21 protein-coding genes and 1 tRNA gene are annotated in these 21,173 nt (G+C 47.2%); 12 read left to right on the top strand and 10 right to left on the bottom strand.

Annotation, left to right across the window (positions count from 1 at the left end; genetic code table 11):
- Window positions 1-9 precede the first annotated feature (9 nt).
- Genes HG1285_RS14520 through HG1285_RS14540 form a run of 6 tightly spaced genes read right to left on the bottom strand, consistent with a single transcriptional unit; the run spans window position 10 to window position 6,094 of the window.
- Window positions 10-1,269, bottom strand: coding sequence for a pitrilysin family protein (locus HG1285_RS14520; protein WP_008286331.1), 1,260 nt, complete (start codon window positions 1,267-1,269; stop codon window positions 10-12).
- On the bottom strand, window positions 1,266-1,433 hold the full coding sequence (locus HG1285_RS19385; RefSeq protein ID WP_008286330.1) for a hypothetical protein: 168 nt from the start codon (window positions 1,431-1,433) through the stop codon (window positions 1,266-1,268). Before HG1285_RS19385 ends, HG1285_RS14520 begins: the two co-directional genes overlap by 4 nt.
- Before the next feature lies 1 nt (window position 1,434).
- On the bottom strand, window positions 1,435-2,745 hold the full coding sequence (locus HG1285_RS14525; RefSeq protein WP_198005419.1) for a pitrilysin family protein: 1,311 nt from the start codon (window positions 2,743-2,745) through the stop codon (window positions 1,435-1,437).
- Window positions 2,742-3,134 carry a thioesterase family protein gene (locus HG1285_RS14530; RefSeq protein WP_008286328.1) on the bottom strand — a complete coding sequence of 131 codons (393 nt, stop codon included), beginning with the start codon at window positions 3,132-3,134 and terminating at the stop codon, window positions 2,742-2,744. Before HG1285_RS14530 ends, HG1285_RS14525 begins: the two co-directional genes overlap by 4 nt.
- Before the next feature lie 4 nt (window positions 3,135-3,138).
- On the bottom strand, window positions 3,139-3,594 hold the full coding sequence (locus HG1285_RS14535; protein WP_008286327.1) for a Fur family transcriptional regulator: 456 nt from the start codon (window positions 3,592-3,594) through the stop codon (window positions 3,139-3,141).
- Between the two features lie 37 nt (window positions 3,595-3,631).
- On the bottom strand, window positions 3,632-6,094 hold the full coding sequence (locus HG1285_RS14540) for an AMP-binding protein (protein WP_008286326.1): 2,463 nt from the start codon (window positions 6,092-6,094) through the stop codon (window positions 3,632-3,634).
- 15 nt (window positions 6,095-6,109) lie between these two features.
- On the opposite strand from HG1285_RS14540, the gene HG1285_RS14545 reads away from it, so the two are divergent.
- The 9 genes from HG1285_RS14545 to csx2 all read left to right on the top strand — a co-directional run bounded on the left by HG1285_RS14545 (window position 6,110) and on the right by csx2 (window position 15,989).
- Window positions 6,110-6,565, top strand: a complete 456-nt coding sequence (locus HG1285_RS14545) for a Mut7-C RNAse domain-containing protein (RefSeq protein WP_032496335.1) — start codon at window positions 6,110-6,112, stop codon at window positions 6,563-6,565.
- Window positions 6,566-6,575: 10 nt separating this feature from the next.
- Complete coding sequence (locus HG1285_RS14550; RefSeq protein WP_008286324.1) at window positions 6,576-7,187, top strand: phosphoribosylanthranilate isomerase; 612 nt, start codon at window positions 6,576-6,578, stop codon at window positions 7,185-7,187.
- Window positions 7,184-8,098, top strand: a complete 915-nt coding sequence (gene era, locus HG1285_RS14555) for a GTPase Era (protein WP_008286323.1) — start codon at window positions 7,184-7,186, stop codon at window positions 8,096-8,098. Before HG1285_RS14550 ends, era begins: the two co-directional genes overlap by 4 nt.
- A gap of 68 nt (window positions 8,099-8,166) precedes the next feature.
- Window positions 8,167-11,031, top strand: a complete 2,865-nt coding sequence (cas10, locus tag HG1285_RS14560) for a type III-A CRISPR-associated protein Cas10/Csm1 (protein ID WP_008286322.1) — start codon at window positions 8,167-8,169, stop codon at window positions 11,029-11,031.
- A 1-nt stretch (window position 11,032) separates the two neighbouring features.
- Window positions 11,033-11,608 (top strand): type III-A CRISPR-associated protein Csm2, encoded by a 576-nt coding sequence (csm2, locus tag HG1285_RS14565; RefSeq protein WP_008286321.1) that lies wholly within the window; start codon window positions 11,033-11,035, stop codon window positions 11,606-11,608.
- A gap of 14 nt (window positions 11,609-11,622) precedes the next feature.
- Window positions 11,623-12,447 (top strand): type III-A CRISPR-associated RAMP protein Csm3, encoded by an 825-nt coding sequence (gene csm3 / locus HG1285_RS14570; RefSeq protein ID WP_008286320.1) that lies wholly within the window; start codon window positions 11,623-11,625, stop codon window positions 12,445-12,447.
- A complete protein-coding gene (gene csm4 / locus HG1285_RS14575) occupies window positions 12,440-13,426 on the top strand; it encodes a type III-A CRISPR-associated RAMP protein Csm4 (RefSeq protein WP_008286319.1) in 987 nt (328 codons plus the stop codon). Before csm3 ends, csm4 begins: the two co-directional genes overlap by 8 nt.
- Complete coding sequence (gene csm5 / locus HG1285_RS14580) at window positions 13,426-14,787, top strand: type III-A CRISPR-associated RAMP protein Csm5 (protein ID WP_008286318.1); 1,362 nt, start codon at window positions 13,426-13,428, stop codon at window positions 14,785-14,787. Before csm4 ends, csm5 begins: the two co-directional genes overlap by 1 nt.
- A complete protein-coding gene (gene csx2, locus HG1285_RS14585; protein ID WP_008286317.1) occupies window positions 14,784-15,989 on the top strand; it encodes a TIGR02221 family CRISPR-associated protein in 1,206 nt (401 codons plus the stop codon). The genes csm5 and csx2 overlap by 4 nt, the downstream gene beginning before the upstream one ends.
- A 41-nt stretch (window positions 15,990-16,030) precedes the next feature.
- Here the strand turns inward: csx2 and hypD are convergent, their stop codons facing one another.
- Together hypD and HG1285_RS14595 are read right to left on the bottom strand one after the other, a co-directional pair.
- Entirely contained in the window at window positions 16,031-17,182 is a 1,152-nt protein-coding gene (gene hypD, locus HG1285_RS14590; RefSeq protein WP_008286316.1) for a hydrogenase formation protein HypD, read from the bottom strand.
- Window positions 17,151-17,420, bottom strand: coding sequence for a HypC/HybG/HupF family hydrogenase formation chaperone (locus HG1285_RS14595; RefSeq protein ID WP_008286315.1), 270 nt, complete (start codon window positions 17,418-17,420; stop codon window positions 17,151-17,153). Before HG1285_RS14595 ends, hypD begins: the two co-directional genes overlap by 32 nt.
- Before the next feature lie 148 nt (window positions 17,421-17,568).
- Between HG1285_RS14595 and HG1285_RS14600 the strand changes: the two genes are divergently transcribed.
- Window positions 17,569-17,645, top strand: a tRNA-Met gene (locus HG1285_RS14600).
- 134 nt (window positions 17,646-17,779) lie between these two features.
- A complete protein-coding gene (locus HG1285_RS20190; RefSeq protein ID WP_232219443.1) occupies window positions 17,780-17,962 on the top strand; it encodes a hypothetical protein in 183 nt (60 codons plus the stop codon).
- Window positions 17,963-18,288: 326 nt separating this feature from the next.
- Here the strand turns inward: HG1285_RS20190 and HG1285_RS14605 are convergent, their stop codons facing one another.
- Window positions 18,289-19,374 carry a DEAD/DEAH box helicase gene (locus HG1285_RS14605; RefSeq protein WP_008286313.1) on the bottom strand — a complete coding sequence of 362 codons (1,086 nt, stop codon included), beginning with the start codon at window positions 19,372-19,374 and terminating at the stop codon, window positions 18,289-18,291.
- Between the two features lie 90 nt (window positions 19,375-19,464).
- Between HG1285_RS14605 and HG1285_RS14610 the strand changes: the two genes are divergently transcribed.
- Entirely contained in the window at window positions 19,465-20,019 is a 555-nt protein-coding gene (locus HG1285_RS14610; protein WP_008286312.1) for a DUF996 domain-containing protein, read from the top strand.
- Here HG1285_RS14610 and mqnE read toward each other — a convergent pair.
- On the bottom strand, window positions 20,010-21,125 hold the full coding sequence (gene mqnE / locus HG1285_RS14615) for an aminofutalosine synthase MqnE (protein ID WP_008286311.1): 1,116 nt from the start codon (window positions 21,123-21,125) through the stop codon (window positions 20,010-20,012). The two genes, HG1285_RS14610 and mqnE, sit on opposite strands and share 10 nt — an antisense overlap.
- Between the last annotated feature and the right edge of the window lie 48 nt (window positions 21,126-21,173).

Here is a 21,173-nt window from a genome sequence, read left to right as displayed (position 1 = left end):
ATATTTTAATCAGGGTTCAACCACAACGCAGTGATATTTGTCTATGTATACCGGAATAGCGTCCTCCACTTCCTTAAGGGAGACAGCCTTTATCCTATCTGGGTACTCCTCATCGGTTCTCCAGCCAAGCCCCATAACCTCGTAGAAGCCCAGATACCAAGCCTGCCTTATCCTCGTCTGGTGGTCAAGGAGGAAGTCTCCCACTATCTTGTTCTTGGCTATCTCTACCTCTTCCTCTGTAAGTCCAGGTTCTTTCACTATGGCTATCAGGTCTCTGAGGGCGTTTTCTTTCTTCTGGGGAGAGGTGCCTATGTAAGCGAAGAGACGGGGTGCGGAGTGTCTCGTGGGGTAAAAGGCATAGGTTGCGTAAGCGTAGCCTTTTTTCTCCCTGAGCTCAACGAAGAGCTTTGAGGTCATGCCGTCCCCGAGGGCACTCGCGAGAACCTTGAAGGTGTAGTAGTCTTTGGTTCCCTTCTTAGGTGCGTTGAAGGCACAGAGTATCGTAGCCTGTGTGCCTTCCCTCTTGACCCTGAGCACCTTCTCCTCTTCTATGGGGAACTCTCTCTCCTCAATGTCAAGGGCACCCGGTTCTATATCACCGAAGGTTTCCTCCAGGAGCTTAAGGGCTCTACCTGCTGGCACGTCTCCAACGAAAGAGACAACGATGTTACCTCCCTTCCTTATCTCTTCCAACCTGCGGAGCAGGTTCTCTCTGGTTATAGATGAAACGTCTTCTTCCGTTCCGAGGGGTGTGGTCTCGTAGGGAGTCCCTCTGTAGGTAAGCCTCCTGAGGTGTTCCATGGCGAACTCCATGCCCATTTCCCGCTTGGAGCGGATAGCAACTATCGTATTCCCCTTTTCCCTTTCTAAGTCTTCTTCCTTCAGGAGGGGTCTCTTGAGCACGTCCCTGACCACTGCGAGAGCCTCCTCCAGGTTGTCAGTCTTCGTTGAAAAGCCCAGCTCAGAGAAGTCATCACCCGAGGAGGTGTATATGTAACCTCCGTAGCTCTCAAAGGGTAGGGATACCTCATAGGAGGAAGGGTAATTCTCCGATCCCTTGAGGAGGAGCGTGAAGAGTAGATGCGTCTCACCCTTCAACTTCTCCCCGTTCTGACCTCCCCTGAAGAAAACAACTAAGGAGGCTATGCCCTTTCCCTTGGTCTCTTTGACTATAAGTTTAACCCCGTTGGACAGACTCTTTTCAACCACCCTGAAACCTCCAGCGAAGGATACGGACGCTATCAGAACAGCTAAGAGTAGCTTAATCACTCCTTCTCCTTCTCAACCTTCACCTTGTAACCTTCTTTGCCGGCGTAGTAGCCTATGGCTCCTCCGGCGACGACACCTGCACCCACGAGGGCAAGCTCAACACAGGAGGTAATTAAAAGAGATGAACCCAATAGCAGAGCAAGAACGAGCTTTCTCACCCTCATCTCACTTCTCCTCCTTTTTGGCAGGTATCATGAGAACCTCAACGTAGTTGTCCTTACTGAGGAATCTCTCGTAAGCTCTCATAACGTCAACCTTCCTAACCTTGCTCACATTCTTATCAAAGAAGCGGTAAAAGTCAAGGTCGCGGACTACCGTGTAGGAGTAGCCTATGTCGTAGGCTTCTCCCTCAACCTTCTCCTCTTCAAATATCCTTGCGCTCAATATCTTTTTCTTCGCAGCCTCCACCTGCTCATCCGTCAGTTCCTCGTAAACCTTCTTTATAAGGCTTAGAACCCTCTCCTTGACCTCCTCGTACCTGTCCGGCTCAAAGGTCACGCTTATGACGTACATGTTGTCCCTCGGTCTCCCGAGGTCTCCTGTGAAGAAGGAGTAAACGAGCCCCTTCTCCCTGAGCTCTCTGTAAAAGACGGATGTTCTTCCGCTCCCCAGGATCTCGTCCAGAACCACGAGCCCGTAGTAGTCCGTTTTCCCTATGGAGGGTGCCCACCAGCCTATTATCCAGTAAGCCTTCTGCACCCGTGGGTCTTCAATCCTCTCAAACCTTGCACCCTGCTGCTCTGGCTCTGAAGGTATCTGAACCTTTGGAACCGGTCTTCCCTCCTCCCTGCCGAAGGTCTTCAGCACCTCCTCCTCAACTTCCTTAGGGTCAACGTTGCCCACGATCACGACAGCCATGTTCCTCGGCTGGTAGAAGTTCCTGTAAAACCTGAGTAACATCTCCCTAGTGAACTTTCTTATCGTGTTCTCAAAGCCTATGACAGGGAACCTGTAAGGTGAGACCTTGTAGGCTGTCTTCTCAAAGGTTTCCCACAGGACTGTGGAGGGGTTGTCCTTTCCCCTCCTGAGCTCCTCAATAACTATCTCCTTCTCCTTCTCTATCATCTTCTCGTCAAGGAGAGCCTTCATGGTTATCTGGTACAGAACATCAAGGGCTTCTCTCCAGTAGGGTGCGGCTATCTCTATGTGATAGTAAGTGAAGTCCTTGGATGTGCCGGCGTTTATGTTGCCCCCGAGACTTTCAACGATCCTGTCCACCTCGCCGTAGGGGTACTTCTCCGAGCCGTTAAAGAGCATGTGCTCCAGAAAATGAGCCATACCCTTCTCCTCGTAATTTTCGTAAACGGAACCTACCCTGAACCACACGTGGAGCGCTACCGCCGGCGTATCTTCCCTCGGCTTCACTATAAGCTTTGCCCCGTTCGGTAGGTCTCTTATATAGAGCTCCTGAGCGAGCGCCAGACCCATAACACATACCTCCAGAATAGCGAGCAGTGTAAGAATATAACCTCTCATACCTTCGTCTCCGAAGCGAGCTTCTCCCTTACCTCCCGGGGTATGGAGACTATCTTTCCATCTTTGACCATGCAGTGTTTAGTCTTTCCCTCAGCCCTCAGCTCCCCCTCCACGCTCACCCTGTATACGAAGCTGAAGGTGAACCTGTCCACACCTTCAAGGAGGAGCTCTATATCCACGACTTCGTCGTAGAAGAGGGGTTTTTTGAAGTTGCAGCAGGCTTCCAGAAGAACAACCTCGTAGCCCCTTTCCCTTATGGAACTGTACGGTAGTCCTATACCCCTGAGGAGTTCGCCCCTTGCCTCCTCAAAGTAACGGAAGTAGTTGGAGTGGTGAACTATCCCCTGTGCGTCCGTATCGTAGAACTGGACGCGCCTCGTGTAAAGCATGTATCTATGTTACTCCACTCTTGTTGCACTCGGAGCAAACTCCGAATATCTCAAGCCTGTGATGCATAGGTTGAAAGTCGTATTCCTCGCAGACCTCGTCCTGCAGCTTCTCTATGTCCTCGTTCACGAACTCTATTATCTTCCCGCACTCAACGCAGACGAGATGGTCGTGATGAGCCTTTCCAGCCACGAACTCGTATATGGTTCTGTTGCTCAGCTTTATGACTTCCTTTATTACCCCGAACTCCTGCAATAGCTTTATAGTCCTGTATATGGTTGAGCGGGACACGCTTCTGTCGGTCTGGGTGGCTATCCAGTTCACGAGCTCCTCTACCTCAAAGTGTTTGCCGTAGCTCGCTATCAGGTCTATGAGGTTCAACCTGCTCTGGGTTATCTTCATGTTCCTGCGTTTTAGGAACTTGGTGAACTCCCTCTTTATGTCGTTGAGATTGACACTCATTGCGAAATAATATAGTTAGTCTCATTTTCATCTGCAACTACTTTTCAGCTCCACCGACGAGCTCTGAAACCCTTTCCCTCAGCTCTTTCGTTATGTCTTCGTAGCTCTTTCCTTCCGGGTGTAGGGGTTCTCCTATAACGACCCTGACCTTTACCGGTTTGGGGAACCTGTCGTATATAGACCAGGCTTCGTAAGTCCCGATCAGCCCCACGGGGACTATGGGCACCTTGAGCTCTTTGCTGAGTATGGCAACGCCCTTCTTGAACTCCATGAGCCCGCCGTCCCTCGTTCGTGCACCCTCGGGGAATATGACCACCACCTTTCCCTCCCTGAGGGCATGGGCTACCTTCTGGAGGGACTCCTTAAGGTTTCTGTTTATGTCCACCGTTATGACGTGAGCTAACCTTCCGAAGAGCCTCGCTACGGGATTTCTGAAGTAGGTCTCCTCGCCTAAGAAGTAGGTGTCCTTCGCTACCCTCTCGGGGAGCACGGAGGCGAGCACGAAGGCGTCCATGTAACTGGCGTGGTTGGGAGCCAATATGAAGGGAGGCTCGGGCAGGTTCTCTGTGCCCTCCACCTCAACCCTGTTGTACAGCTTGAAGAACGCTTTCAGAACAGCCCTGCCGATTTTGAACAGGAATGGGTGATCGGGCAGTTCGTAGGAGGGTGTTCTCTTAAGTATGTCCTCCCAGTTGGTCTCCTTGGTCTCTATACGTTCCTTTCTGCTCCTGACCAGCTCTATGAGCTCCCTAACGGTGCTGTGCTCGGAGAGCTCCTCCTCCGTTATAACCACGCCGAAGGCGTTCTCCAGGAAACTCAGCAACTCCACCTTTCCCAGGGAGTCAAGTCCAAGATCAAGCTCTATGTGGTGGGAGGGTAAAACCTCCTTTCTGGTCTCTCTGAAGAGGTAGTTCCTTATAAGATCGCCCTCGGGGGTGTTGAAGATGCTCAGGTCTTCTTTCTCTTTTGGTCTTTCTAAAGCCCTCTCGTAGAGCTCGGGCAGCATGAAGCGTTTGAGTTTGCCCAGCCTCGTCTTGGGAAGCTCAACCGGCGATAGTCTGAAGCCAACGATCCTCTTCCAGTCGGGAAGTTCCCTGTTCACTGGGTCTATAGCCTCCCACTTCAGGGTCTCTTCAAGGTTGACAACCCTCCTCTCCTTAGCCTTTTCAAGGTCTGGGTATATGAGGGCGTATAGCTTGCCTTCTCTCTCAAGGACTCCCACCTCCTTTATGAGCTCTGTCCTGCGCAGAAAGAGGTTTTCAATCTCCTCGGGCTGAACGTTCTTACCCGTGCCGAGAACTATGAGCTCTTTCTTCCTGCCCTTTATGTAGAGGTAACCTTCCTCGTCAAACTCTCCCAGGTCTCCCGTGTAGAGCCAGCCGTTCCTCAGCACATCCTCCGTCTCCTTTGGTTTGTTCCAGTAGCCCTTCATGACGTTGGGACCCTTCACGAGGACTTCACCGTCGTTTGCGAGCCTGACCTGGACGCCCTTTATAGGCAGACCCACAGAACCCAGCTTTATACGGTCTGGAGGGTTGAAGGTAACTATGGGCGAGGTCTCTGTGAGTCCATATCCCTCTATTACTGTGAAGCCGAGGGTAGTAAAGTCCTTAGCAACCTCCGGGTCTAACTTGGCACCCCCGCTAACGAAGTACTTTACGTTCCCTCCGAAAGCCTCGTGAACCTTTGAGAAAACCTTCCTTCTGAGGGGTTGTACTTCCAGAGACTCCATCAACTTGAACAGAAGCTTGGCCACGGGGTTAGCCTCTATCCTTTCCATGACCCTCTTGTGAAAGAGTGTGTAGAGCCTTGGAACTCCAACAACTATGGATATCCTGTACCTCTTGAGCTTGTCCACTATGTCCTCGGGTGTGAGCTTGTCAAGGAAGACCACCGTAGCGCCTATATGTATGGGGACGAGTACGGTGACCATGAGAGGATAGGAGTGGTGGAAGGGAAGTATCGCCAGGGTTGAATCCTCTCTCGTGGCTATCCCCGTCTCAGCTATGCCCTCTATGTTGGAGAATATGTTTCTGAAGGTGAGCATGACCCCCTTAGGTTTTCCCGTTGTGCCGGAGGTATACAGCAGCAGAGCTAAGTCCTCTATCTCCCTGTGGAAGACCTTCTCGTAAGGCTTGGGCAGGGCTACCTCGTCGTAGTTTATGACTTCAAGCTCCACACCAGCAAGCTCTACGGCTTTCTTCAGAGTTTCCTCGGTCTGCTGAGAGCAGAGAGCTACCTTCGGTTTTGAATCCTCTATGACGTAGGCGACCTCTTCAGGCGTTGACATGAAGTCCACTGGAACGGCTATGGAGCCTCTCCTCCATGTGGCGTAGAGCGTGTAAACCCACTCTGGTCGGTTCTCGGAGATTATAAGAACCCTCTCATCGGGCAGGGTATCAAGGAGGTTGGCGAAGGAACCAATACTCTCTATCAGCTCCGAGTAGCTTATATCCCTACCCCTGTGAATGAGGGCTGTCTTCCCGTGGTCTCTGACCATTATCTTTAAAATAGCATGAAGTTCTTGCTGGAGAGCAACCTTGCAAAGCTCGCCAAGTGGCTGAGGTTTCTCGGGCACGACGTCAAGGTTCTTGAGGGTGAGATAAACAAGGAGGAGCTCGCCCAGAACCAGGACAGAGTGTTCATAACTACCTCCAAGAGGTGGGAGGATACCCTCAAGAGGGTGGACATGAGGTATCTTATAGTTCCCCGCCACGACTGGGAGCTTCAGCTCTGCATGGTTGTAAAACACTTCAACCTGAGCCCGGAGCTTGCATTAAACAGGTGCGCTTACTGCGGTGGTGAGCTCCTTCCCGTGAAGAAGGAGGAGGTTAAGGATAGAGTTCCCCCGAAGGCTTACGATACAGCCTACGACTTTACGCTCTGTCCGAGATGCGGAGCCCTATTCTGGAAGGGAACCCACTATGAGGGCATGGTCAGAATGCTTGAGAAAGCCCTCAACAGGTGTTAGATTACCCAGAATGGTGAAGGTCAAGGTGTGCGGTATAACGAGACCCGAAGACGCCGAGTTCGCCGTTGGCAGGGGAGCCGACTACGTGGGGGTCATACTCTACCCCAAGAGCCCTAGGTTCGTTCCACCGGGGCAGAGGAAGGCTATACTGGAGGCTGCCCGCGGAGTCCCCAAGGTGGCGGTCTTCGTGAACCCAACCCTTGATGAAGTTATCTCTGCCCTTGAGGAGGGCTTTGACCTCGTCCAGCTTCACGGTGAGGAGAGCCTTGAGTTTGCCCGCCACGTTGGTATAGATAAGGTGATAAAGGCTTTCAGGGTTAAGGAGAAAACACCTGAGATAGATGAGGGCTGGAAAGACGCCTTCGGCGTGCTTCTTGATACGTATTCAAAGAAAGCTTACGGGGGCACTGGTGAGAGCTTTAACTGGGACATAGCCCGCGCGGTTGCGGACAGAGGTTTCAGGCTATTCCTTTCTGGGGGGCTGAAGCCCGAGAATGTTAGGGAGGCGGTCTCTTACGTCAAGCCCTTCGCCGTTGATGTGTCCTCTGGCGTTGAAAGGGAACCGGGTATTAAGGATAAAATGAAGGTTGAGGGCTTCATAAAGGAGGCAAAGGTTTTATGAAGGTAGGTTACGTGACGATAGTCGGTAAGCCCAACGTGGGCAAGTCCACACTTCTCAACAACATTCTCGGCAGGAAGGTGTCCATAGTTACGCCGAAGCCGGGGACGACGAGGATAAGAGTTCTGGGTGTAAAGAACATATCCGGGGAAGCTCAGATAATCTTTCTTGACACTCCGGGCATATACCAGCCGAAGGGTGCGGACGTTCTCGGTAAGTCCATGCTCCAGATGGCGAGGCAGAGCCTTGAAGATGCGGACGTGATCCTATTCATGATAGACGCGGAGGAGGGCTGGAGAAAGAGGGACGAGGAGGTCTTCCAGAGCTATGTGAAACCCTACGCTGAGCAGAAACCTGTCATACTCGTGGTCAATAAGATAGACAAGCTCGGAGCAGCCAAAAACGTTCTTCCACTCATAGAGGAGATACACAAAAAACACCCGGAGTTCAAAGAGATAGTGCCCACGAGTGCCCTCAAGGGCGCTAACTTAGAGGAGCTGGAAAAAACTCTGCTCAAGTATCTACCCGAGGGAGAGCCTCTCTTTCCGGAGGATATGCTCACAGACTTACCCCTCAGGTTGCTCGCCGCGGAGATAATAAGGGAGAAGGTCATGCTCCTTACGAGGGAGGAGGTTCCTACGGCAGTTGCCGTGGTAGTAACAGATATAAAGCCGGGGGATGCAGACCCGAACGTGCTCGTGATAAGGGCGGAGATAGTGGTGGATAGGGAGAACCTCAAGCCCATAATAATAGGTAAGAAGGGGCAGAGACTTAAGCAGATAGGGAAGCTCGCGAGGGAGGAACTGGAGCTCATAACCCAGAGAAAGGTGTACCTTGAACTGTGGGTGAAGGTCAAACCCGACTGGCGCAGGAGACCTGAGCTCGTAAGAACCTTCGGTTACATGGTGGAGTGAACGTACCTGTCAGGAATTAGCACTTCGGAGCGTTAATAGTAAAATATGGAACGGGGAGGCAAGGCAGGGTGAGAGAAAGACTCCTTATAGCCCTCGGGGGGTTGCTTCATGATATTGGAAAGTTTTTGCAGAGGGCAAGGGATAATGGGTACAAGTTTGGAGATGAGTCCATTGATGAGAAACTGAACCAGAGAAGTAAAGAGGTTTACGAAAACGATTATAAGTATGAGCATGCTTACCTATCCACTATAGTCTTTGAGTGGCTCCAGCAGAAAGGAATTATTCAAGAAGAGGAAAAACTGAAGCTCATAAATTGGGGTGCCAAGCATCACAAGCCTACTAACGAACTTGAAAGTATCGTTTGTCAGATAGCGGACTGGTATTCTTCTTCGGAAAGGGAAGCTCGTTTAAGGAGCCATATAAACCTTTTACATTCCGTTTTCGAAAGAATATCTCTCGCTCCAAAGGAAGATAGAAAGATATTTGAAGAGTATGCTCCAGAGACGACTGATGATCTCGGAAAGGACATCACCAAAAGTTTTGGATTTTATGACCTTACCAAGCTTAAAGCAGGGACAGCTATCTTTCCCATAGTGTTCAAAGGGGGTTTTATAAGGCAAGGACAGGACTTAATTATCCAAGCAAAGTATTCTTTCAAAGACCATGAAGGAAACTATAAAGAACTCTTTGAGAACTTTTTAAAGGAATTTGAGTTATTGGAAAGTATTAAGAACAACTTTGAGCAATTATTTAACGCTATTTACTATCTACTATACAAATACACATGGTGCGTGCCCGCATCTACGTATGATACAGAAGCGGGAAGCAGACATTATCCTGATATCTCCCTCTTTGACCATTCAAGAGTTCTGTCTGCAATAGCCCTCTCCATTTATGATTGGGCTGTAGCAGATGATTTGAACGTTGAAAACATAAAACCTAAAAAAGTGGGAAGTGAACTAAAGACAGATGAGGAAGAGGTTTTCCTTTTAGTTGAAGGGGACATAGGAGGGATTCAGAAATTTATCTACAACATACACAAAGCGAGCGACTCCAGACTTTCAATAGCTAAGGCTCTAAGAGGACGCTCTTTCTTCCTTACCATGCTCCCGGAGGTAATAGCTCGTTATATCCTCAAAGAGCTTAATTACCCGATTACAAATGCTTTATTCATAGGAGGGGGTAAGTTTCAACTGCTTGTAGGAAATACTAAAAACAACCTTAGAAAGCTTGAAGAAATAGAAAAGGAAGTAAACAAATGGTTCTTTGAAGACTTCCATGGAGAGCTGAGTCTCTCAATAGCAACTGTTAAGATGCGCGGAGAGGTTTTCAGGGATATAGACAGAGAGGGAAAAGAAACCTTCCTTGATAAGGTTGAACAGCTCCAGCTTGAGCTTGACAGAAAAAAGAAAAGAAGATTCAGGAAGTTAATATGGGATGGAGAATTTGTAGGAGACCAAACGGAAGCGGAGTCTATCTGTAATTCATGTAGGAGTTTGCCCGTTGTGCAGGATAAACTTTGTGAATGGTGCAATAACTCACAGAAGTGGGGAGAGGTTCTCCCAAAGGTCAAGTATATAGCTTTTGATTTCGGTGAAGATAATATTGATGTTGAAAACAGGAAAGTAATGAGCTTTGGCGATTTTGGGAAAGTATATCTGCTGGAAGATAAAGACCTTCCGAAGGTGAAAGATCTACCGGAGGTTTTAAACATTGAAAATACAGATTTAGAAATTGAAAGTGATAAGGTTGTAAATGGTTTCAAATTTATAGGACATTCTGCTCCTAGGGTTAATGACCAAGGGTTAGCTAATTGGTTCAACGAGTTATGGAAAAGAAAAAAGGAAGAACTAAGATCTTCTGAGTTTCAAGATGAGCTAAAGAGTGGTCATATCCTTCCCTTTGAACTCTTAGCTGAGTTCGCAGAAGGAGACAAAAAACTCGGCTTTTTCCGTGCAGACGTTGATTATCTTGGACTTATTCTGAGTGATGGACTAAGGTTCAACGAATTTGGAACGGAGGAGATATACACCATATCTCGCATAGCAACATTAAGCAGAATGCTTGACCTATTTTTTGCAGGATACCTAAACAAACTTGCCGAAGAGGTGTCTTCCGAATATGTAAAAAGAGCGTTGGAAGAGTATAAGGACATTGAAAAAGATAGAGAACTGACGAGCGCTGAAAAAGAAAGAAAGGAACTATTAGAAAAGGTTTACGGTGGTGATAACGCAAAGTTGAAGGTGGGCTCTCTGATTTACACAGTTTATTCGGGAGGTGATGACCTGTTTGTAATAGCTCCTTATGACCTTGCGGTTGAATTCGCCTTAAGGCTTAGAGGAGAATTTAAAAGATTTACCTGCGAAAATCCTGACTTTGGAATCTCTGGAGGTATTTATATAGGCAGACATAACACACCTATACATCTTGTTGCCAGATTTGCGGAAGACCTTGAGGGAACGGCTAAAAACCAGAGGATAGAGAAAGATATGATAGCTATTTTTGACAAAGCTCTCTTGTGGAACGCAGAAAATGACTCTGAGCAAATGAAGGGAGTTTGGGCGTGCATGGAGGACAATAGTAAAAATAATGACTTTATCAATATAAAAGCTTTATGGGAGGAAAGAGGAATAGTTAATAAGATGGTAAGCTGGCTAAAAAACGGGAAGGTCGCAAGAGGACTTTACTATAAGCTCTTACAACTTCATAAAGACTTTGTTCACATGGAAGACGGCGATTATAAGATAGACCCGAGGATATATCCTAAAATTTACTACTATATCGGAAGGAATGTTAAAGATGAAAGTGTCAGAAATGAGCTTATAGATACGTTATTAAATGGTGTGGGAGGAAAACTTGGCGCGAAAGCAGTCATAAGCAATCTTGATGTTATTCTTTATCTGGTTTTGATGAAAACGAGAGGAGGTAGGTGATATGAGTGAGGTTGCGGTAAATAGTAAGCTCGAAGAAGTGTATAAACAAGCAAAGCAAATAGTGGAAGAAATATATCCACGCATAAAAGAGTTGCAAGATAAGCAGAGAAAAACAAAGGATAAAGAAACATTGCAAAGGATAAAGAATGAATTGAAAGATTTAAGAAAAGAGCAGAGCGATGGCTACGAGTCAATTGTTGATGGAACTTTAAAATCATGGGCAGATATTAAAATATATGAAGTCCAAAATTCAAACGATATGGACTTGTTCATAAGACCTTCAGGTATCGCAGAAGCTATAGCTTGCTCAATTGATTTCAAAACTACGCAACTTAGGAAGATATTCCATCAATTAAGGTCATTGCAGTACGAGGCGAAACAGGGTGGTTTTAAAACCTATAAAGTTAAGAAAGTGATAGCCTTACTTGCTTATTCGGCAGGTAGGAAATTGATAGATCACAATTTCTTTAATCTGTCCAAGGGACTTTTATCAAAGGTAGAGGACGCAAACGACTTGAATGTCGTCGTTGAGCTGTTAGAAGCGATTGTTGCCTATAGGAAGTACTACGAGTCATAAGGGAGGTATGAGCTATGAGCTTTAACAAACCACTTAAAGGAGTTCTAAAGCTTAAAGTTGTGATCACTGCTAAAACAGGTCTTCACATAGGCGGTGCTAAGGAGAACGTTGAGATCGGAGGGATTGATAACATAGTTGAGAAACTAAAGGTTTTCTTCACAAATACGGAGATAAACGGCAAGAGAAAGTTCTTAGATATTCCTTACATTCCCGGTTCTTCTTTGAAGGGTAAGATAAGGAGCCTAATTGAGTGGATAATGAAACCTAAAAATGATGAAGGAAGGGATCAGGGTTCAATAATAGCACTATCTTTTGATGGCGATCCTTGTAAATGTGGTAAGTGTATTGTTTGCCAACTCTTCGGTGCTCATCAAGCTCAGGGTCAGGAACCTGTTAGACTGAGATTTGATGACTTCTATCCCACTGAGGACACTATAAGGCTTTGGGAGAATACTCTTGATAGTGGATACGTTGAGGTAAAGGTGGAGAACATGATAAATAGGATAAAGGGCGTGGCTGAAAACCCACGCCATACGGAAAGGGTGATAGCAGGTTCAGAGTTTGAAGGTTATATAACCGTTCGGATATTTGAAAGCGACAACTTGAATACTATTCTTGAAACACTTAAGACAGGTTTTGAGATGCTTGAGGACGATTACCTCGGTGGATCTGGCTCAAGGGGCTATGGAAGGGTAAAGATAAGAATAGAAGGTTATGAGTATAAGAAGGTAGAAAACGGCAAGTATACAGTAGCTAACTCAGAAAATGACATAAGTAATGCTGTAGAGGATAAGTTAGGTGATTTTATAAAAAGGGTAGAGGAAGCTATAAATGCTTAAAGCGTATCGTCTTAAGTTCATTTCTAAAACCACGCCCGTGAGGGCGTACACACTCTTTGGTGCTATATGCTGGGCGTACAGATTGATGGGAGAGGACTTAGAGGGTCTATTAAATAAATTCAGAGACAACGAGCTGCCGTTTCTAATATCTTCTCCTTTCCCGATCGCCGAAAGCGGTTGTGGTTTTTCCCTGGTATTTCCAAAGCCTATTCTCACAATATCAGACACAGCTGAAAAGGAAGATAATATATGCAAGAAGATAAACCGCAAGCCGATAAAGAAAGCAAAGTATGTGTCCTTTGGTGTATTCACTCATATACTTGAAGGTAAGATAAAGAATGAAAAATCTTTGGGCGATATGGAAAGATTTGAAGAGATCAAAGGGGTTATAGTTCATAAAAGTGATAAAGCATGCTTTGAGGACCATACAGAGTTGTCTGTCAGGAATTCAATAAATAGAATCACTGTGAAGTCTAAGGATTTGTTTACTGAGGAATACCATTTGCTTTCTGACCGGTGGTTCATGGTGAAGTTTTACGACGAGGGTTTTATGTCTGTACTTGAGGAGTGTTTCAAGTTAATTGAGGATATAGGGCTTGGTGCTAACAAAAATCTCGGATGGGGAAGTGTAAGAATAGAACCTTTAGAGGGGTTTGATGAAGAAGTAGATTACTTAAACTCAAAGGTCAAACCTTCAGAGAAGTTTATAACCTTGTCTCCGGTTATACCCAAAGAGGATTCTCTTGACATTGATAACAGCACCTACGAGTATGAAATATACAAGTCACCGATAGATACTACCTTTGGGGAACTTCTGATATGGAAAAAGAAGGTCTTATATCTAAAAGAGGGTTCCGTTCTGAAATGTAATGATAATGCTAATTGGGTAGGACAGGCTAAATATGTGGGAACCGACGATCTTAGTATTAAAGCCTACCAATACGGATACGAGTTTCCTGTGGCTGTTGGAGGAGAGTGATGGGTGATGTGTTTAATATTGAAATACTATCGCCTACACATATAGGAAATGGTAACACTTTAAAGCCTATGGATATAGGAGAACATGACGGCTATGTATACATATTTAATTTAGACAAGGTTATTGAAAAGATTCCAGAAAATAGACTGGATGAATTCACTGAGTTAATAGCTGATTTTGGCAGCAAAAACAAGATAACTCTTGGAGATATGCTTTCAAACCGCTTTGGTATCAAACCTGATCAATGGGATAGCATAAGTTTATATAAGGTTAAGAAAACAGACAGCGGACGAATACATGATATATATGAGGAGATGAAATTTGGGAATAGAGTTTATATGCCCGGAAGTTCTATAAAAGGGGTTATAAGGACAGCTGTAATTTATCAATTTCTAAAAGAGGAAGGCTATAGGTTTAGTATAGAACAGCATAATAGAATTAAGTATCTTCAGATGGTTAAACCAAACGGACAAAATGTAGGAAGAGTTAAAAATAATAAGGCTGATCTATCTATAATAGAGAGTGAAATCAAGAAAGACATGTTAATGGATGACGCTACTAAGGACATATTCAAGTGTTTACAAGTGTCCGATTCCTTAGGTGTTTCAGCTGAACTGTGTTTAGAGGTAAGAAAGATTTATGTTGCAAATACTACTTCATTTACTAAACACCGTGGAGGAAGGCAAATTAGTATGCACCCATTATTTGTAGAATTAATTGAGACAGAACAGGTGTTCGGCAATGTAAAAATTAAAGTTAACAATAATGTGTTAGAGCCCCTGTATAAGATTCATAAGAGTAAAAGACATATATTTGAAAAAATCATAGACCTTATTCAGAACTGGAAAGCATGCCTTGTGAATTTCTCTCAGCGGTTAATTGAATCGGAAATTTTTTTCTGGGAGGAAAACCGGCAAATTATTGAAAATAATATAAAAAATGCATATAAGAATTCCCCTCATAAATACATATCGGATAAATTTAACTCAAGTGAAGTTGTAGATCATCTGAAGGCCATAGAGCAAGAAAATCAAATTTTAATAAGGCTCGGTAAATATTCTGGCTACCTTACCCATAGCATAGGTTTACTCCTTGCTGAGGATATATCAGGTGACCTATACAATTTACGTGAGTTCGGAGAGGTCCTTTCCAAATACAATCATCCTGATCTCTTCCCTCTTACCCGCCGTCTCACTCTGGATAACCAAACCCTCGGGTGGTGCAGGTTGGTGGAGAGTAATGGTGATAAGAACTTAGATCCTGAAATTACTAAGCAGGCAGAACCAAAGAGGAGCAAGAATCTTAACAAGGAAGATATGCTAAAAGCCTTCAAATCAAAAGGTTGGAGGATAGAAGAATGAAAGTCCTCATCTCCACCCTCGGCAGAGGTCAGTACGACAAGGAGAAGAACAGATATGACTACAAAGAGAGCACTTATGTCCTTTCCGACGGTAGCGAGGTTAAGACCAAACTTGTATCAAAGGCGCTGCTGGACTATGTAAAGCCCGACGAAGTTTATATCATTGGAACGAAAGAGTCTCTCTGGAACTTAGCGGACGAGCTAATAGGCAATTACAGAAAAGTTTTAATTCCCTATGGGAAAACGCGGGAAGAGTTCTGGGAGATGTTCAGGATAATCAACGATGAGATTGATGTGTCCGGCAAGGATATATACCTTGACATAACCCACGGATTCAGAGCCATCCCTCTCTTGGTCTCAACGGTGGCAAACCTGTTTAGTAAGGTTAAAGGTGCTAATGTAAAGGGGCTGTTTTATGGAATATTTGAGGCAAAGGACGAGAAAGGCAGGACTCCTGTGGTTGACCTCCTACCCATTCTTGAACTCAACGAGTGGATAGAGGGCTTTACGTTATTCAAAAACTACGGAGAGGGAGACTTCCTTGCCGAGCTGATAGACAGGAAGCTCTCCGAGCTTGGATCCGACGAGAGGAAGAAAGCGGGCAATTTAAATAAACTTCCAAAGCTCTTAAGGAAGTATTCCCAAGCGGTAGGTTTTACAGCCCTTGATTTCATGCCAACGTTCGCAAGGCAGGTTACCGATGCTATGAGTGGTGTAGGTGAGCAATCTCCAAGTTTTACCGCTGTTGATCTCTTGAAGGACTCCTTTAAAACCGCCTACGCCGAACTTGAAAAAGAACACGAGGAGGAGTGGTTAAATCAGTATAAGCTGGCAGAGTGGTTATTTAACAAGAGGAGGTATTCTCAGGCGACTATAGCCCTTGAGGAGTGTATATTCACCTACGTGATGGAGAATTTAGGGCTTGAACCTCTCCATGAGACAAGAAAGAAGCTCGGAGGGGCTTTCCACGAAGACAGGGATAAAAACGTATTCTTCTCGCCCGAGCTAAACGCCCTCTTTAGCAAGGTGCAGGACTTGAGGAACAAGACCGGTCATGCCTTCATGCAAAAAGATGTAAGCGAAAGGCATATAAAGGAAGCGGTTGAAAACCTGAAGAGGTACATAGATGGCGTACGCGAAGTCCTTACCCGTGGAAGGGTGAGAGATGAAGAGTCTCTGAAGAGCTATCTGGGAATACCTTAACCTAAGGCTTCCGTCTTCTGATTTACCGCTTGTCGTCAAGATCAGACATTTACAAGCTCTCTTCTGTACTTGAAGTAAGCAGCGCAGGCTCCTTCGGAGGAGACCATGCAGGAGCCCAGTGGGTTGGAAGGAGTACACACCTTCCCGAAGAGTTTGCAGTCCGTTGGCACGGCGACACCCCTTATAACCTTACCGCAGATACAGGCGGGGTGTTCCTTTGGTTCTGGAAGGGAGACCCTGAAGCGTTCTTCTGCGTCATACTCCTTATATCGCAAGTTTATCTTCAGGGCGCTGTAAGGTATGTTCCCAAGACCCCTCCACTCAAACTCCTTCCTGAGCTCAAAAACGTCCGCCACGAGCCTTTGAGCTTTCACATTACCTTCGTAGCTCACGAACCTTCCGTACTGGTTCTCAACCACCGCTCTGCGGTCTCTGATCTGTCTTACTATCATAAGAACTGACTGAAGGACGTCCACAGGTTCAAAGCCGGATATCACAACGGGCTTCTGGAACTCCTCGGCAAAGTAGTGGTAGGGCTTAGTTCCAATTATCACACTCACGTGACCGGGACCTATGAAGGCGTCTATCCTCACCTTACCTATCTCCCTTATCTCGGGGGCGTTCAGTATGTGCTGTATCGCCGCGGGGGTTATGACATGGTTGGATACAACCGATAGGTTCTTGAGTCCGAGCTCCTTCGCCTTCTTTATCAGAACCGCCGTTTGAGGAGTTGTTGTCTCAAAGCCTATGGCGAAGAATACCACCTTCCTGTCGGGATTTCCCCTGGCTATCTTCAGGCAGTCAAGGCAGGAGTAAACCATCCTCACGTCAGAGCCTTCAGCCCTGAGGTTTAGTAAGTTTTTCCTACCGGAACCGGGAACCCTCAGAAGGTCTCCGTAAGAGCAGAGGATCACCCTCGGGTCTTTCGCGAGCTCAAGGGCGAGGTCTATCCTTCCCATGGGCATCACGCACACGGGGCATCCCGGTCCGTGAACGAAACGCACGATCCCCTCAAGGAGCTGGTCTATGCCGAACTTCATTATGGAATGGGTGTGCCCACCACAGAACTCCATAACGTGTAGGGGAAGCTCAATACCCTTTGTTTCAGCCTTTATAGCCTCAACGAGGCTCCTTATCCTATCCGAGTTTCTATAATCTTTCCTAAGGTCTATCTCCCTCTGCGATGTCTCCATAGGATTCCTCCGCTTCAAGCTCGGACACTATCTCCTCAAAGAGCTCAAGACTTTTAAGGGCTTCCTCCTCGTTGAGCTTCTGAATGGCAAAGCCCACGTGTATGAGAACGTAATCCCCGGGGTTTACCTCCTCTCCCATCAGTTCAAGGGAGATCTTCCTCTTAACACCCATCGTGTCCACGGTTGCCGTTCCGTCCCCGTGGATCTCTATCACCTTAGAGGGTATAGCGAGACACATACCAACCTCCGGTGAATAATCATTCATCTTTAATATACCTGAACCCTTCACTTCATCAAGGTTTTTAAAGCATACCTGCGGTGCCTCGTTGGGGAGTTAAAACTCCTTGAAGGTTGTTCCTTTCAGGAGTATAATAACTACTTGGCTACGCGGGGTGGAGCAGCCTGGTAGCTCGCCGGGCTCATAACCCGGAGGTCGAGGGTTCAAATCCCTCCCCCGCAACCATAACAAAAACCTTTTTGATAGATTCAAGGAAGTCTTCTTCGCTTATTCCAAGCTCCCTCAGTGACACTATCCTGTCTCTTAAGAGCTCTTCGGGCACACCCAGCATCTCTGCCGCTTTCTTGTAATCAAAGTCAGTGTATACGCTCCCGTGCACGAGAAAACTCCTTCTCAGGGTCCGCATAGCCATGGATACGACCTTTCTGCCGTCAACGCTCAGTTCCCCCAGCGTGGGCACCCAGAAGCAGAAGAAGTTGTCAAGGTATCTGCCTCTGAAGCGTTCAAGTTTAACTTCAACGCCGAGTTCGGAGAAGACGTGACGGAAGAGTTCCGCCACCTTTCTGTATATCTTTGAGGTCTGCGTCCCCCATCTCTCTCTTGAATCAACTATGGAGAAGGATATGTCCCAACCGTGGAGCAATGCCCCCCCACCCGTAGGGCGGCGCACAGCCGGTATTGATAGGAAGGGTTTGTCCCTCTGGAAGTATCCGAGGCTGAGACAGACTCTATCCCACCTGTAGAGCCTTACCTTCGGTGTTTTTGTAGGATTTTTTTCAAAGGAGAGGAGGGCTTCTTCGTCCCTCCTCATGTTCTCTTCCGGGGAAAGTCTCTCTACCCCTATGACCTCCACAGGAGAAAGTTTACATCAGGCTGTCTTCTCTCTGTGCTTCTCTATCCTCCAGAGATTTCTCTTTTCGGAGGGTGAGACGAGACTTATAGCCGTTCCTTCACTTCCGAACCTTCCAGTCCTGCCTATCCTGTGGGTATAGACCCTCGGGTCTTCGGGAAGGTGGAAGTTTATTATCATGCTCACACCTTCAATGTCCAGTCCCCTTGATGCCACGTCCGTGGCTATCAGAACCTTTACTCTGTTGTTTCTGAAGAGCTTCATCACCGTTTCCCTTCTCTTCTGGGTCATGTCCCCGTGGAGAGCCTCAACGTTGTAGCCCTTCTTCCTGAGGGTGTAAGCGAGCTCCTTTGCGTTTCTCTTCATCTTCACGAACACGATTATCTTCTCATCGTCGTTCTCTCTGAGGATCCTCTCAAGCTCTTCCGTTTTGTGGATCTCCGAGCGTGTCCTGACGACTATCTCGTTTATCCTCGGCTTCAACTCCTCGGACTCAACGCTTATGTGCTCAAATCCGGGCTTCATGAACTTCCTGGCTATCTCCCTTATCTCTCTGGGAACGGTCGCCGATACGAAGAAGGTCTGTCTTTCCTCGGGCAGTTTAGATACTATCCACTCTATGTCTTCCCTGAAGCCCATGTCAAGCATTATGTCCACTTCGTCCAGGACGAGGTACTTGAAGGTATCAAGTTTGAGAGCACCCCTCTCTATTAAGTCTTTTATCCTGCCAGGGGTTCCAACCACTACGTCAGGTATCCTCCTCTCCAGTAGAGATAGGTCTCTTCCGACGGAAGTGCCACCGTAGAAGGAAAAGACGCTGATCTTTGAGAACCTTGCGAGGTCCCTGAGGTGGTCTCTTATCTGGATCGCAAGCTCTCTCGTCGGAGCCAGCACGAGGGCTCTTTCACCCCTTTTGAGCTTCTCAATTATGGGGATCCCAAAGGCTCCCGTCTTTCCCGTGCCCGTCCTCGCCTGAATTAGAAGGTCTTTACCCTCAAGGGCAACGGGGATCGCCGATTCCTGAATTGGCGTGGGTTTCGTGAACTCAATCTCCTCAAGTGCATTCTGTAGCCTGTTGCTGAGTTGGTTGAAATTGAACTGCATGTGTTCCTCCTTAGTTTTTATGGTGTTCTTGAATTTAATTGCTTTTATCTCTTTTGCAAGTTAGATTTAGGTTTGAAAGGAGGGGATACCATGAGTAAACAGACAAAGCAACTTGGAAGCTGGGGGCTGGTGGTGGCTCTCGTGGGTTCTTTGCTTGGCGTTGTAATTCCCTTCGTGGGCATACTCGTGCTTCTGGGGTGGATAGCCGTCGTGGTTGGTTACATAAAGGCTTCCGACGAGCTGGGAGATCCCCAGATAAAGAGCAACGTCATCAAGGCAGTGGTCTCCGGCATACTCGCTCTGGTCGTGTTCGTGGCTGGAGGGGGAGCCATGGCTTTCAGTATGGCTTCACAGATGCGTGGCGGTGACGGCATGAATATGGGTGCTCCAGTTATCGTGGTTATGGTAGCTGCCTGGCTCCTGGGTGTTCTTGCGTCCTGGTTCTGGTACAAGGCTAACTCTCACATGGCGGAGAGGACGGGTATCAACCTCTTCAAGACCGGAGGTCTGCTCATGTTTGCCGGTACGATCCTCGCTCTGATAATGATAGGCGGGCTCGTATCTCTTGTGGGTGAGATACTCCTTATCGTAGCCTGGTTCGGCGTGCAGGAAGAGAGAAGCGATGTGGAGGTGTCTCAGTCGTAAACCTTCACCACGTTGTAGAAGGTGTCCCTTTCAACGGGGGTCTTCCCCGCCTTCTTTATCAGCTTAACGAGCCTGTCAACGGAGTGCCCGTAAGCTGACCTGGTACCCGCAGAGTGGACGATCTTCTCCTCCTCAATCGTTCCGTCCAGGTCGTCGGCACCGAAGTTGAGGGCTATCTGGGCTACTTTCTCTCCAAGGGTTACCCAGTACGCCTTCACGTGATCAAAGTTGTCTAAGAATATCCTAGACACGGCTATCGTCTTCAGGTCATCAACGGAGGAGGTTCTCCTGCCGCCGAGCCTCGTCCCTTCGGGCCAGTAAGCCAGAGGTATGAATACCTGGAACCCTCCCGTCTCATCCTGAATCTCCCTCAGCTTGGACAGGTGTTCTACCCTCTCTTCAAGAGTCTCCACATGTCCGTAAAGCATGGTGGCGTTTGTGGGTATCCCGAGCCTGTGGGCTGTGCGGTGAACCTCAAGGTACTCCTCCGCATTCGCCTTGTTTGGTGCTATTATCTGTCTCGCCCTCTCGGAGAATATCTCCGCTCCACCGCCTGGGAGAGCCTCCAATCCCGCCTCCTTCAGCTCGGTCAGAACCTCTTCGTAGCTCTTTCTGGATATCTTAGCCATGTGGTGTATCTCTATGGCTGTCCAGGCTTTGACCACAACCTCCGGGAACCTGCTCTTTATCTCTCTAACGAGCTCCACGTACCTCTCGTATCCCCAGTGGGCTGGTATACCACCAACCATGTGTACTTCCCTTCCACCTGCTTCGCAGGTCTCTTCCACCTTTCTGAGGATCTCATCAAGGCTCATCTCGTAAGCCTTCGGGTCCGACTTCTTAACCCCGAAGGCACAGAAATCGCACTGGTAAACGCAGATGTTGGTGGGGTTTATCTGCCTGTTTACTATGAAGTAGGCGTTCATTCCGTTCTTCTTCCTGTTTATGAACTCGGCGAGATGCCCTATGGCTGTAAGGTCGTTGCTGTTGAACAGGTAGAGAACCTCATCCTCCGTTACCCTGTCACCCCCGAGCACCTTCTCTGCTATGTATGAAATCTTCTTATCGGAGATGACCTTAAAGAGGTCGTCTATGAGAAGTTCCATGTCTATCCTCCTTCAATCCTGAAAGACATTATATTACCCGGCTGGACT

The organism is Hydrogenivirga sp. 128-5-R1-1 (assembly GCF_000171895.1).
This window is presented reverse-complemented; position numbering and strand designations above follow the sequence as displayed.